Origin of the sequence: Aquisalimonas sp., assembly GCF_007120195.1 — a bacterium.
GTDB lineage: Bacteria > Pseudomonadota > Gammaproteobacteria > Nitrococcales > Aquisalimonadaceae > Aquisalimonas.
Genome location: NZ_SKOG01000056.1, coordinates 1 through 13,569 on the forward strand (window position 1 = coordinate 1; position 13,569 = coordinate 13,569).

The window sequence follows — 13,569 nt, forward strand, 5'->3', positions numbered from 1 at the left end:
CATGCATGAACGACGGCAGCTCACAGAGGCCACCCAGCGGCAAAAGCCATCAGCGGACCAGGTTGCTCTGGTCCGTGAAGCCCTGCGACCCCGTCGTAAAGGGGTTTGTCATGCGCTTTCTCTGATCAGCACGTCGATGACCGCACGCAGAGAAGGTGAGACCGTGCAGTCTTCCTTGTGCTGCTGGCGAACCCTTCCAGGGCCTTGTCGATATTGATCTCGCTGCTGGTCATCTTGCCTGATGAGACGGTCCCCGAATGGCGCTACTATGCTAGAGGAAGCAGTGAGTCGGCGAGCCTCACACGATGCCGCCTGACTCGTTACGAAGGTTCATGGTGAAACCCGGTGCAAGGCATCACCTATCGCTTCGAAGGGTTTGTGTTTGATCCGGATGCGGGCACTCTGCTCAATTCCGGCCAACCTGTCGCGCTTGAGCCGCAGGTCTTGCGCCTGCTGCAATATCTCGTCGAGAACCGGGGCCGCATCGTCTCCAAGGACGAGTTGATCGACGAGATCTGGCAAGGGCGCCTCGTCTCCGATGCCGCGCTCAACACGCGCATCCGCGCGGTTCGCAGGGCGCTGGGCGACGATCACGTGCAGCAGAAATTCCTGCGGACCTATCCCAAGCGGGGCTTTCAGTTTGTGGCCAAAACCGACTGTCTGAAAGCAGGCGGCGAAGGTGACGCCTCGGTCAGGGCGTTTCATGCGATGACCCTTCACCGTGCTTGGGTCTGGGCGGGGCCGGTTATTCTGCTCCTCGTTCTGGGTGTGGTCGGTGCGGTGTGGTGGCTGAATGAAAGCGAGGTTGCCGAGACCTCGCTTTCCGCCAAACCCTCTATTGTTGTCCTGCCATTCGACAATCTTTCCGGTGATCCCGACCAGGAATATTTCGCCGACGCCTTCACGGAAGACCTGATCACGGATCTGTCGCGTATCCGAGGCGCGTTCGTCATCGCGCGTCGCACCTCGTTCTCTTTCAAGGAAGAAGCGGTCGACGTGAAGGACGTGGCCGCCGACCTGGGCGTCCGCTACGTCCTCGAAGGGAGCGTCCGTCGATCCGGCGACCAGGTTCGCATCAATGCACAGCTCATCGATGGTCAGACTCGCAGTCACGTCTGGTCGGACCGGTACGATCGCGACTTGACGGATGTGTTCTCAGTTCAGAACAACGTAACGGGACAGATAGCCGCGGCACTGAAGGCCGAGCTTCGAGAGGCGGATAGCCAGAGACAACGGCCGATGGCAGGCCTCAAGGTCTGGGACTACGCGCTGCGTGGCAATGTACTGCTGTTCAATCCCGATAGCGCGGAGGATTTTCGGGACGCCAAGGCGCTATTGGACAAGGCCGTGGAACTCGACCCCAGTATCGCATCGGCATGGAGCGGGCTGGCGTTCGTCCATTTCGCGGCAAGCATGCGCCCCATTCCCGGCGTCTCTGTTGCGAACTCGAAAGACCTTTCCCTCGAAGCGGCACAGCGGGCCGTATCCCTCGATCCGAAGGACGCCGAAGGGCATTGGATGGTCGGTGTGGGCTATGCCCGGAGCGGGCAACCCGAGCGGGGTCTGGTTTCGTGCTACACCGCGATGGAGCTAAATCCTAACAACGATTGTGCTTATGTGTGTGCCGGCCTGGCGAACATGGCCTTGGGAAATCCGACCGAAGCTTTGCCACACTTTCGACAATCCCTGCGCCTGAATCCAAGGTTCCGACCGTCCACGAAGTATACCTACATGGGGCTCGCGCATTTGCACAATGGACAGGATTTGGAAGCCATCACCGCACTAAACCGCGCCATCGCAGGTTCGCCCAATGAGCCGACAGCGAACTTTGCCTTGGCGTCCGCCCTGGCCCTGACCGGCCGCGAGGAAGAGGCGCGTGCCGCGCTCGAGAAATCCATGGCCCTGGCCTACAGCGACCGAACCACGGTCGAGACACTGCGCGCCAGCCACTCCTGGATGGGCCCGGGATCTGAGCGCGTCCTCGAAGGCCTCCGTCTCGCCGGCATGCGTGAGCAGTAATCCGACAATTGCAGGGCCCGGCCGGGAGTCTGTCTTCGGACTCGCTTGACGTTAGACCCTTGCTGGCTTTATCTGGCGTGCCCGGCGTCGCCGGCGCACGGTGCTTGCGGTTGTGCGCGGACACCCCGTGGATACGAGTGAAATTCACTCTTGGCTTTGGCACCAGCGCGGCCAGCCGAACCATGACAAAGCGGCAGGAGTGCCGATTTCGACGGCCGCAGGCCGCCCGGAGGGGGCGCACCAGGATGTGCGCCGTCAACTCGCGCGGCGTTGTCGATGTCCCGCTGCGAGGTGATACCGACCCTCTTGAGGAAGGCGCCAACGGACGTGCTGAGCGTGCCTTCGTCCATGGGGCCCCCTTCATACTGAACGCAGATCGTCATGATACTGCGCCTCGGCCGCCGCGATGCAAGAGGTTCCCGCCACGCTGGCAGCTGGCGTGGCCCACCGGCGCCCCCCGCGCGGAGCTCCCCTCAGCGCGCAGCCGCCAGCGCCTGCTCGATGTCGGCGAGGATGTCATCCACGTGCTCGATGCCGATCGACAGGCGCACCATGTCCCGGCTGACACCGGCGCTCTCCAGCTCGGTCTCGTTGAGCTGGCGGTGCGTGGTCGTCGCGGGATGGCAGGCGAGCGACTTGGCGTCGCCGATGTTGACCAGGCGCGTGATGAGTTCAAGGGCATCGATGAACTTCGCACCGGCCTCCTGGCCCCCGTCGATGCCGAAGCTGAGGATGGCGGCGGCGCGCCCGTCCATGTACTTCTTCGCCAGCTCGTGGTCGGGGCTGTCGGGCAGGCCGGCGAATTTCACCCAGCGCACCTGGTCGTGCCCCTGCAGGTACTCCGCGACCTTCTGCGCGTTCTCGCAGTGGCGATCCATGCGCAGCGCCAGCGTCTCGATGCCCTGCAGGATCTGGAAGGCATTGAACGGCGACAAGGCCGAGCCCGTGTTGCGCAGCGGCACCACGCGGCAGCGGCCGATGAACGCGGCGGCACCCAGGGCTTCGGTATAGACCACACCGTGATAGGAGGGGTCGGGTTCGACCATCATCGGGAAGCGGTCGCCGTGCTCGGCCCAGGGGAAGCTGCCCGAGTCGACGATGGCGCCTCCCACGGTCGTGCCGTGGCCGCCGAGATACTTGGTCAGCGAGTGCACGATGATGTCCGCGCCCTGCTCGATCGGCCGCCAGAGGTAGGGCGTGGGCACGGTATTGTCGACGATAAGCGGAATGCCGTTATTGTGCGCCAGTTTCGCCAGCTTCTCCACGTCGATGACGTTGCCCGACGGGTTGCCGACGGTCTCGCAGAAGATGGCCTTGGTTTTGCCGTCGATCAGCGAGGCCATGCGATCGAAGTCGTTATGGGCGGCAAAGCGCACGTCGATGCCCGAGTTCGGCATGGAGTGGGCGAACAGATTGTAGGTGCCGCCGTAGAGCTGGCTCGTGGTGACGATATTGTCGCCCGCACGGGTAATGCACTGGATGGCATAGGTAATGGCGGCCATGCCCGACGCCACGGCCAGGGCGCCGATGCCCCCCTCCATGGCCGCCACGCGCTGCTCCAGAACCGCGTTGGTCGGGTTCATGATGCGCGTGTAGATGTTGCCTTCGACCTTGAGGTCGAACAGGTCGGCACCGTGCTGGGTGTTGTCAAACGAGTAGGACGTGGTCTGGTAGATCGGCACGGCCACGGCCTTGGTCGTCGGTTCGGGGCTGTAGCCGGCGTGGACGGCAAGTGTTTCGATCTTCATGGAGGTTCTCCCTGGATAGCCGTGCTGATGTCTGCTCGAACGTGATTGCGCTGCGTGTTGTGCGGGTTTGCCGGGACCGACTGCCGGGCCCGATATCCTACACGGAAGTGGCCGGCACGCCAGGATCGTGTACGTCCTCAGGCGATTGCTCGGGCGGCTTTAGATCATCGGCCCCGATGGTCTCGAGCAGCGTTGCGGTGGGTACATTGCCATCCGCCGCGCGGCGCAGGCGCCAGAGGAGTTAGGAGCAGGCGAGACCACAGATAATGCCGGCATTGGTGATGGCAACGCGCTGTTGGCCTAGATCATCCCCAACATCCCGGATCATCTGGTGCACCGAGCGGGTGTTCGACACATCCAGCTCTGCAACCGCGACATCGGGGCCGGGCTCGGTCAATGCCACGGTCGCCTGCGGTAGCTTGGGCTTTTCATTCGAGCTTCATACGGCATCCTCGTGTCGTGCATCCTATGAACGGACCGGCACGCTGCGTACCGGCCCTCGGCTTGCTCAGGCGAGGTGATGGACCTCCTGGAGGCCACAGACGGGTGTGGGAATGCCCTCCATACGCGCCTTGAGTTGCAGTGCCAGATAGTGGGAGTAATGCCGGGACTGGTGCAGGTTGCCGCCGTGGAACCACAGCGCCTCCTGCTGGGTGGGCTTCCACATGTTGCGCAGCTCGCCTTCCCATGGGCCCGGATCCTTGGGAGTATCCGAGCCCATACCCCAGCACTTGCCCACCTTGTCGGCCACTTCCTGGGAGATGATGCGGGCGGCCCAGCCGTTCATGGAGCCGTAACCGGTGGCGTACACGATCAGATCCGCCGGCAACTCCGTGCCGTCCGTGAGGGTTACGGAAGACGCGTTGATCCGCTCGATGCTCACCCCGCTGTGCAGCTTGATGTCACCATTGGCCACCAGTTCGCAGCCACCCACGTCGATGTAGTATCCCGAACCGCGCCGCAGGTACTTCAGGAACAATCCGGAGTCGTCGCTCCCGAAATCCAGGAGGAACCCGGCGTCTTCCAGCTTCTTGTAGAACGCTGCATCACGGTCCCGGATCTCGTCGAACGCGGGCTTTTGCATCTGCGGCAGGACCTTGTACGGGATGGAGGCAAAGATCATGTCCGCGTTGTCATGGGTAATCCCGTTCGCCACCGCTTCCTCGGAATACAGCGGCCCGAGCACGACGTCCATGAGTGAATCGGACTTGACGATGTGGGTGGACGAGCGCTGCAGCATGGTGACGTCGGCGTCGTTCTCCCATAGCGCGGCACAGATGTCGTGGGCCGAATTGTTGGAACCCACGACGATGCACTTCTTGCCGCGGTATGCATCCGGCCCTGGGTGCTGGCTGGAGTGCTGCTGTTCACCTTCGAACGTCTCGGCGCCGGGATACCTGGGGATGTTTGGCATGCCGGACATGCCGGTGGCCAGCACCAGCTGCTTCGGCCGCAGGGTGACCCGCTCGCCGTTGCGGTTAACGCTGACGGTCCACTCCCCCGCGGCCTCATCGTAGCTGGCACTCTCGCACTCGGTGGAGGCCCAATAGTTGAGCTCCATAACCCTGGTGTACATCTCCAGCCAGTCGCCGATCTTGTCCTTGGGCGAGAAGACCGGCCAGTTGTCGGGGAAGGGCAGGTACGGCAGGTGGTCATACCACACGGGGTCGTGCAGGCACAGGGACTTGTACCGGTTGCGCCAGGAGTCGCCGGCTCGGGCGTTCTTCTCCACCACGATGGTGGGCACGTTCATCTGGCGCAGCCGCGCCGCCAGACCAATACCACCCTGGCCACCACCGACGATCACGCAATACGGCTGACGGGTATAACCCAGCTCCTCCTGCTCTCGCTCCCGCGCCTCACGCCAGGTTTCCCGCCCCTTGGACACCCCATGCTCGGCGCCTTTCGGGCGGTGATGGTTCATGGGCTCCTGGTGTTCCCGCAGCTCGGTCATGCTGGTGAACAGCGTCCAGCACTTGCCGTTGCGCAGACGGACCATACCGCGGCCGTTGGCGACGCCTGTGCGGAACGTGAACCACCCCTCCACCACACCATCCGTCTCGGTGGCATCGCCTTCCGGGGCCCAATCCGCCGGTCGCGCCTCCGGCACGGTGGCCGGAAGCATGGCGCGGATCTCATCGTGTCCTTCCGCGGTCTTCAGGTTCCAGGTGAAACTCACCAGATCGCGCCAGTAGCACTCGTCCTGAAACAGCCTGGTCGCGGCATCGAAGTCCTGCCGCTGTAGCGCGGCGTCGAAGTCCGCGAGCCAGTCGGAAATCTGCTGGTTCGGCGTGTTCTGTGTTGCTGACATGCTGGTCTCCTCCCATATGAAGCGTGGTTCGCAGGCCCTCGGGCACGACGCCCGGAGCCCTTCCACGTCAGGTTGAATGGCCCTGTATGCCGGGCCTTCAACTGGAGATATAGCAGTTCCCGTGCCAGCAAGGGGCGAGCATCCGTCGCGCGCAACAGCCAATTGTTATTGAATCGATCTTTCCATGGTCGATGCGTACTGCGGACCGCGTGAGGGCGAACACGGCGTGCACCTGCGTTACAGCTGACACGAACCGCGTTACAGGCGGAACACCCTAATCTTGCAGGTGTTACACCGATTTGACAGTTTCGCCGGGGTGTGGTGTTTTCATTGCGAAAAGGTGGCCGGCACGGGCGCCAATATGAAGAGCGACCGGCTACCGGCACCGGGGAGGAGACACCGTGGCGTTGCGCCGTGATCAGCGCGAGCACATCGACTCTGTTCTGCGTTATGCGGAAGGCACGCGCAAGCCGCTGGCCCAGACACCGAACTCACCGGTCATCGGCCGCTCCTGGCAGCGGTGTATCGCCGAATACGGCCTGGACCCAACCCGCCCACGGCCCGCGCGCATCGTGACCCATCAAGTGCTCCGGGAGCACCAGGACCGGGCCGACGAACTGCTCGGCGTGGCCCGTGCCGGCGTTGACCAGCTCTACCAGCAGGCCTCACAACTGGATTACGTACTGCTGCTCACCGATGATCGCGGCGTTGCCGTGCAGTACCTGGGCGACAAGTACCGGGACGCCCGGCTACGGGAGGCGGGGCTCTACCTGGGCTCGGACTGGAGCGAGGACTACGCAGGGACCTGCGCTGTGGGCACCTGTCTGCGGGAAAATGTCTCCCTCAGTTGCCACCGCACCGACCACTTCGACGCAACCCATATCGGCCTGACCTGTACCGCCGCGCCGATCCGGGACCCGGACGGCAGCCGCCTTGCGGTGCTCAACATTTCGGCGCTGGATTCGCCCATGGGGCCGGAAAGCCAGACCTTCGGACAGCACCTGGTCACGCTGTACGCACGCATGATCGAGGACGCTTACTTCCTGCGCCGCTACCGCAACAGCTACATCCTGCGCTGCGACTCGTCGCGGGAATTCGTTCGGGTGAGCGGCCGCTACCTGGTTGCCATGGAGGAAGACGGCAGCATCCTGGCGGCGAACACACCGGGGCGCGCGCTCCTGGGGCACGTGCCACACGGACCGGAATCGCCCCGGATCACGGATGTGCTGGATTGCGAGCTACACGACCTGTGGGACCTGCCCTATCGCAGTGAAGATCAGATCCGCGCTTTCCGGACCCGGCCCAGCAACGAGATCGTGTTCGCCACCCTGATCCAGCCCAGCCGCTCGCTGTCACGTCACCGCGCCGAGCGCGTCATCGGGGCCGAAGATGCGGTCCCTGTCCTGGACCGGCTGGCGGCGGACGACCCTGCCATGCGCAAGACCCTGGGTATGGCCAAGCGGCTGCGCAACGAGCCCATCAACGTGCTGATTACCGGTGAGACAGGCACGGGCAAGGAACGCCTGGCGCGGGCCCTGCATGAGTCCAGTCGCCGCGCGCAGGGAGTGTTCGTTGCCATGAGCTGCGCGGCCATCCCGGAGTCGCTGATCGAGAGCGAGCTGTTCGGCTACCAGGGGGGCGCGTTTACCGGCGGTCGCAGGAAGGGGCGACAGGGTCTCGTCCAGCAGGCCGATGGCGGTACTTTGTTTCTGGACGAGATCGGCGACATGCCGCTGCACCTGCAGACCCGCCTACTCCGGGTGCTGGCCGAGCAGGAAATTCAGCCGCTTGGGGCCGACCGCCCGGTGCCGGTGGACCTGCGCGTGGTGGCCGCCACCCACCAGGACCTTCGGCGGCTGATCGCCGCCGGCAGTTTTCGGGAGGACCTCTACTACCGCCTCAATGGAGCGACCCTCTGGCTGCCGCCGTTGCGGGAGCGAACCGACCAGCAATACGTCATCGACTGTGTCTACACTGGGCTCACCCGCAACCGCCCGCACGCGCCGCGGTTGCGGGGCGACGCCGTAAGTGCGCTGCTCGCCAGCCCGTGGCCGGGCAACATCCGCGAACTCATCAACGCGCTGGCGTTTGCGCTGGCGACCGCCAGCGGCGACGAGATCAAAGCCAGCGATCTGCCGGAGCCGCAACCTCAGCCCGCGCCGGCACCACGGGGCACCATGGACCATTCAGCGGCTGCACGCGCCGGCGGACGGGCCCGTTCGGACGATGCCGTTCTCCTGGAGGATGCGCTCAGGCGCCGCCACTGGAACGTCAGCGCCGTCGCGCGGGAGCTCGGCGTCTCGCGCCCCACTATTTACCGACGCATGCGCCGCCACGGTCTGATCCCGCCCAACTGGCAGAGCGACGACTCCCTCGTATAGGATCGCGGCATCATTGGCAGGTCTGCTGCATATTGTGGCGGCGCATGTTGCGGTAAAGCGTGTTCCGGCGCACCTCCAGGGCGTCGCGTCCCTCGGTCTGCGGCCTCGATGGTGGAATCGACGTCGTCCCCGGCCGGAGCGGAGATCACCACCTTGCGGGGGCGTGCCTCCAGTGGAATTCCTCGATTGCATTTCAGGCGGAGACGCCCAAATACTTGGCGAGCACCTCGTCGTCGGTCATGGCAGCCTGGTCGGTGGCCTCGTGGACAATGTGCCCCTCGGCCATGAAGTAGGCGCGATCCGCGGCCATGGCGGCGGCTTTGACGTTTTGTTCGATCAGCAGCACGGCCACGCCTTCCTGGCTGAGTTCGCGAAGCCCCGTTGCCACGGTCTCCACCACTGACGGGGCGAGCCCCTCGGTGGGCTCGTCCAGGATCAGACAGCCCGGATTGGTCACCAGGGCCCGGCCAATGGCGAGCATGGACCGCTCGCCGCCGGAGATCTGATTGCCGAAGGACTTGCGTCGCTGGCCCAGCGACGGGAACAGTTCGTAGGCGCCCTCGACGGTCCAGCGCTCCCCGGTTGGCCCCGCGCGCAGGTTCAGGCGCAGGTGTTCGTCCACGGTGAGCGACGGAAACAGCCGTCGCCCCTGGGGCACATAACCCACCCCGTGCCGGGCGATCCGGTGGGGCGGCCATCCGGCGACATCCTGGCCGAAGATGCGGATGCTCCCCTGTGCGTTGGGTGGGGTCAGCCCCATCAGTGCGCGCGCCAGCGTGGTCTTGCCCACGCCATTGCGGCCCATCATCGCCACACACTCCCGGCTCACCGTGAGGTGCAGGCTGTGGAGTGCATGACTCAGCCCGTAGTGGGCATTGACATCGGCGACTTCGATCATCGGTTCAGCCATGGGCACGCCCCAGATAGATGTCCCGCACGCCGTCATGCGCCGCAATTTCCTCCGGCGTGCCTTCAACGAATACTTCACCGTGATGCAGCACGGAAATGCGGTCGCTCAGCGCGAGAACCATGTCCATGTCGTGTTCGATCATGAGCAGGGTCACGTCCCGCGGCAGGTCCCGCAGCAGCCCGGCAAGCACCTGGCGCTCGGAACGGGAGAGGCCCGCGGCCGGCTCATCCAGCAACAAGAGCCGCGGCTTCTGCGCCAGCACCATGGCAAGCTCCAGCTGCCGGAGGGTGCCGTGGGAGAGATTGGATACCAGCTCGTCCATCACGGGGCTCAGACCGAGCTGTTCGGCCGTGGACATGAGCGCGTCATCCAGGGCTTCGTGCCAAGGCCGCCACAGTGATGGCACGCGACCGGTACCCCGGGCCAGCGCCAGGTTCTCGCGCACGGTCACGGTGGGCACCATGGTGGAGACCTGATACGTCCGCCCCAGCCCCTTGAGGGTGCGCTGGATCACCGAATCCCGGGTGATGTTCTCGCCGAACAGGTAGATGTCTCCGCGGTCCGGCTTGAGCTCACCGGCAATCATGTTGAACAGCGTGGTCTTACCGGCGCCGTTGACCCCGATGAGGCCATGACGGGCACCGGCCGCCACGGAGAGGTGGACGTCGCTTGCCACCACCAGAGACCCGAAGGACTTGGCAATGCCAGCGACGCCCAGTGCCTGCTCCTCGGTCATGCAATCGCTCCTGAGTTGAGTGACTTACTGCTGATAGAAGTCATCACTGCAGTCGTCCGGCGGAAAGTCCCGGCTGTAGGAATCGGAGGCCATGTATTCCTCCGGATCGTAGGGGCCGAACTGACTAACTTCTTCGTAGGTCTCGATAGGCACGTTCACCAGCCGGCCATCAACCTCCTTAACCTCGTTGATGTAGATGTTCTGCACCGGGTTGCCGTATTCGTCCAGGTGGAACGGGCCCCGCGGCGCATCCTCCATCTCCGTGTCACGCAGGGCGGCAATCACCGGCTCGCGATCCAGGCTCTCGGCCTCTTCCACGGCATTCACGGCCATTTTCAGCGCCACGTAACCGTGCTCGGCCGGGGCCAGGGGCATGGTGTCTTCACCGTGCATGTCCCAGAAGGCATCGCGGAACGCGATGAAGTTGTCGGTCTCGAGGCCCTCGGCATACTGCAGTGCGGAGACGCCGCCCTTGGCCTGTTCCCCCATTTCCGGCAAGTCGCCCACGGCGAAGAAGTTGGAGCCCCCGATCAGCGGCATACGCTGGTCGATACCGAAGTCGTGATACTGCTGGAAGAAGGCAATGCCGTCGCTGCCGGCGCCGTTGTACATCACAGCGTCACCATCGGGCAGAGTGGCGAGGATGGAGCTGTAGTCGGCAGTATCAAGGGGATGCCAGATGCGCTCCACGGAGTTGCCGCCGGCGGCACAGAAACCGCGCATGAACCCGCCCAACTGGTCGTACGGGAAGGAATAGTCCTGGCCCACCATGACTATATCCTCGTGCCCGAGCTCTTCGGCCACGTACTCCCCGAACGCGAACATGGGCTGCGCGCCGGTCCATCCGGCCCGTACCACGTTATCGACGCGATCGCGCATGGTGATGTCCTCGGGCGCGGAATAGGAAATCACCGTGGGCATACCGGAGCCCCCGGCCCATTCCAGGCCGGCGAGGCCGGTACTGCCCAGCACGGGGCCGACGACGATATCGACGTCGTCCCGGGAGTCCATGGCTCGCAGGCGGTCCACGGTGACCTCGGGGTCGCCCTGGGAGTCGTAGAACGTGACCTCCAGGTCATAGCCGGCGACCTGATCGCCGATTTCCTCCATGGCCAGCTCCACGCCCATGCGCTGCTGCTCGCCGAAGAACGAGAACACACCACTGGTGGGTCCGATCACGCCGACACGCAGCGTATTGTCGTCGGCGTGGGTCACGAACGAGGCGATGGCGAGGGCCGAGGCACTGCCGATGGCGATGGTTGTGAGTTTCTTCATGGTAGGTCCTCCTCCGGACGGGGTTGTCGTTATGTCGACGCGGTCGAGGCCTTACGGCCCCGCAACAGGGATGTCCACGGGAACTCCGAGAGCCCCCGCGGCATGAGCAGGATGCATAACGCCAGTACCAGGCCGATCACCATCATGTGGCGGTCGGTGTACTGCGCCACGCCAGTTTGCAGGCTAATGAGGATGACCGCCCCCAGGGCCGGCCCCCAGATGGTCCGGTAGCCGCCCAGCACCGCTGCGGTGAGTACCAGCACCGCCTGACTCAGGGACAGGGGCGAAGGCGACATGATGCCCATGTCGTAGACCAGGAACACCCCCGCCACGCCTGCAATGGCGCCGGCCAGCACGAACGCGGTGAATCGAGCCAGATACACGGGGTGACCCAGTGCCCGCATGCGCTGCTCGTTCTCCTGGATGCCCAGCAGCAGCAGCCCGAACCGGGACCGGTAGAGCCGGTGCACGCCGAGGAAGATCAGCACGGTGCATGTAGCCAGCATCACGTAGAAGATGCGCGGATCGTTCAGGTTGAAGCCGAGCACCATGGGCAGGCGCACACCCGAAATCCCGTTGTAGCCACCGGTCAGCCCCACCCACTGAAACGAGAGCGCCCACACCATCTGCCCCAGGGCCAAGGTGAGCATGAGAAAGCTCACCGCCTTGGCGCGCATGGTGAGCACGCCGAACGCGGCGGCGAACGCCACCGATGTGAGGATGGCGGCCGGGATCACCACAGCGTAGGGCAGTCCCTGCTGGGCTCCCAGGATGGCGATCACGTAACCGCTGACGCCGGCCAGGGTGGTTTGGCACAGAGAGAACCAGCCAAGCCGTCCTGCCAGTAAGGAGAAACTCAGGGCCAGCAGGGCGTAGATCATCGCGCGGTTGCTGCGGGCGATGGCGTAATCCCCCGCCAGCAACAGCCAGAGAATCAGGCCCGCGACGATACCGAGAATGACAAAGGTTTCGCGTTTCATGTGGTCCGTCCAAACAGGCCCTGGGGCCGGAAAACGAGAATCAGGGTCATGGGCAGGAACAGGAAGAACAGCGCGAACTGCGGCGCATAACCGGAGGCGAAGCTGTACACCAGTCCGGTGATCAGCGCCCCGACGCCGGCGCCCTTGAGCGATCCCATGCCGCCGATGATGATGACCACCAGTGACAGCATCAGGACGCGCACGTCCAGGCCCTGCCCCAGCGACATGTATGACGTTCCGATCACCCCGGCAACCCCGGCAAGGAAGCTGGCTGCGCCGAACACGCCGGCAAACAGCAGTGGCACGTTGATGCCCTGGGACATGGCGGTTTCGCGGTCGTCCACGCCGGCCCGGATGGCCGCGCCGATGCGGGTGCGCGTCATCACCAGCCAGAACACCACACCCAGTGCCAGCGCCGCGATCATGATGTAGACCCGGAAGGTGGGATACATCATCACGCCGAGGTCCATGGGCAAGCGCAGGTCGGGCGGTAAGGGCAGACTAATGGGCGAACCGCCGTACACTGCCAGAAGCCCGTCCGCGATGATCATGCCCACGGCGATGGTCAACAGGGCCTCGGAGAGATCCAGCCCGCGCACCCGCTGCAACAGTAGCCGCTCCATGAACACCCCGCCGGCCATGGCCACCATGCCGCCGGTGACAATCCCCAGCGCCAGGCTGTCGGTCTCCTGCACCACTTGCACACCGACGTAGCCACCCAGCAGGTAGAACGCCCCGTGCGCCAGGTTCACCACCCGCATGAGGCCAAACGCAAGGGTCAGGCCACTGGCCATAATGAACAGCAGCGCGGCCAGCGTGAGCCCGTTCAGACCGAGAAAGATGAGCGTATCCAGATTCATGGCGTTCGCCGGCTCCCTAGCCCTCGGCAATGGCCTTGAAGGCCCTGGTCTGCTCGGTCAGCGCGCCCTCCACCGGCAGCCGCTCCATGCTGGAGGCGCCGTAGAAGCCGTTGCAGCCGGGGCAGTGCCGGAGGATATAGCGGGCGTCATCCGGCATGGCGATGGGGCCGCCGTGGCAGAGCGTGATCACGTCGGGGCGCTCGCGGCGCGCGGCGGCGATCCAGTCATTGATCGCGGGCACGCAGGCGTCCAGGCTCATGGCCGTCTCCGCGCCGATGGCACCGCCGGTGGTCAGACCCATGTGGCAGACGATGATGTCGGCGCCGGCGCGGGTCATGGCCACGGCGTC

At 64.5% G+C, this 13,569-nt stretch carries 11 protein-coding genes and 1 pseudogene; 2 read left to right on the forward strand and 10 right to left on the reverse strand.

All coding sequences use genetic code 11. From position 1 onward, the window contains the following. The first annotated feature begins 345 nt into the window (after positions 1-345). Positions 346-2,019 carry a winged helix-turn-helix domain-containing tetratricopeptide repeat protein gene (locus QZT63_RS04500; protein ID WP_290648962.1) on the forward strand — a complete coding sequence of 558 codons (1,674 nt, stop codon included), beginning with the start codon at positions 346-348 and terminating at the stop codon, positions 2,017-2,019. Between the two features lie 272 nt (positions 2,020-2,291). Here the strand turns inward: QZT63_RS04500 and QZT63_RS19970 are convergent. The 4 genes and pseudogenes from QZT63_RS19970 to QZT63_RS04515 form a co-directional block, all read right to left on the reverse strand. Then, positions 2,292-2,402: pseudogene (locus QZT63_RS19970) on the reverse strand (DUF6494 family protein); the annotation flags it as partial. Between the two features lie 90 nt (positions 2,403-2,492). Continuing rightward, positions 2,493-3,767: a bifunctional O-acetylhomoserine aminocarboxypropyltransferase/cysteine synthase gene (locus QZT63_RS04505; protein WP_290648964.1), complete on the reverse strand. Its 1,275-nt coding sequence runs from the start codon at positions 3,765-3,767 to the stop codon at positions 2,493-2,495. Between the two features lie 241 nt (positions 3,768-4,008). Next, the gene (locus tag QZT63_RS04510) at positions 4,009-4,170 is read right to left on the reverse strand and encodes a hypothetical protein (protein ID WP_290648966.1); all 162 of its coding nucleotides are present in this window, start codon (positions 4,168-4,170) and stop codon (positions 4,009-4,011) included. Between the two features lie 105 nt (positions 4,171-4,275). Further along, a complete protein-coding gene (locus tag QZT63_RS04515) occupies positions 4,276-6,078 on the reverse strand; it encodes an NAD(P)/FAD-dependent oxidoreductase (RefSeq protein WP_290648967.1) in 1,803 nt (600 codons plus the stop codon). Between the two features lie 401 nt (positions 6,079-6,479). Here QZT63_RS04515 and QZT63_RS04520 point away from each other — a divergent pair, with 401 nt between their 5' ends. After that, on the forward strand, positions 6,480-8,459 hold the full coding sequence (locus tag QZT63_RS04520) for a sigma-54-dependent Fis family transcriptional regulator (RefSeq protein ID WP_290648968.1): 1,980 nt from the start codon (positions 6,480-6,482) through the stop codon (positions 8,457-8,459). 193 nt (positions 8,460-8,652) lie between these two features. Here QZT63_RS04520 and QZT63_RS04525 read toward each other — a convergent pair whose 3' ends face one another. From QZT63_RS04525 to QZT63_RS04550, 6 genes are all read right to left on the reverse strand, one after another. Next, the gene (locus QZT63_RS04525) at positions 8,653-9,369 is read right to left on the reverse strand and encodes an ABC transporter ATP-binding protein (protein WP_290648970.1); all 717 of its coding nucleotides are present in this window, start codon (positions 9,367-9,369) and stop codon (positions 8,653-8,655) included. Further along, positions 9,362-10,105, reverse strand: a complete 744-nt coding sequence (locus QZT63_RS04530; protein WP_290648972.1) for an ABC transporter ATP-binding protein — start codon at positions 10,103-10,105, stop codon at positions 9,362-9,364. Before QZT63_RS04530 ends, QZT63_RS04525 begins: the two co-directional genes overlap by 8 nt. Positions 10,106-10,129: 24 nt before the next feature. Next, positions 10,130-11,380: an ABC transporter substrate-binding protein gene (locus QZT63_RS04535; protein ID WP_290648974.1), complete on the reverse strand. Its 1,251-nt coding sequence runs from the start codon at positions 11,378-11,380 to the stop codon at positions 10,130-10,132. 29 nt (positions 11,381-11,409) lie between these two features. Beyond that, positions 11,410-12,360 carry a branched-chain amino acid ABC transporter permease gene (locus tag QZT63_RS04540; protein ID WP_290648975.1) on the reverse strand — a complete coding sequence of 317 codons (951 nt, stop codon included), beginning with the start codon at positions 12,358-12,360 and terminating at the stop codon, positions 11,410-11,412. After that, complete coding sequence (locus QZT63_RS04545) at positions 12,357-13,220, reverse strand: branched-chain amino acid ABC transporter permease (protein WP_290648976.1); 864 nt, start codon at positions 13,218-13,220, stop codon at positions 12,357-12,359. The genes QZT63_RS04540 and QZT63_RS04545 overlap by 4 nt, the downstream gene beginning before the upstream one ends. Positions 13,221-13,236: 16 nt before the next feature. After that, a partial coding sequence (locus QZT63_RS04550; RefSeq protein WP_290648978.1) for a phosphoenolpyruvate hydrolase family protein occupies positions 13,237-13,569 on the reverse strand: 333 nt, incomplete at its 5' end.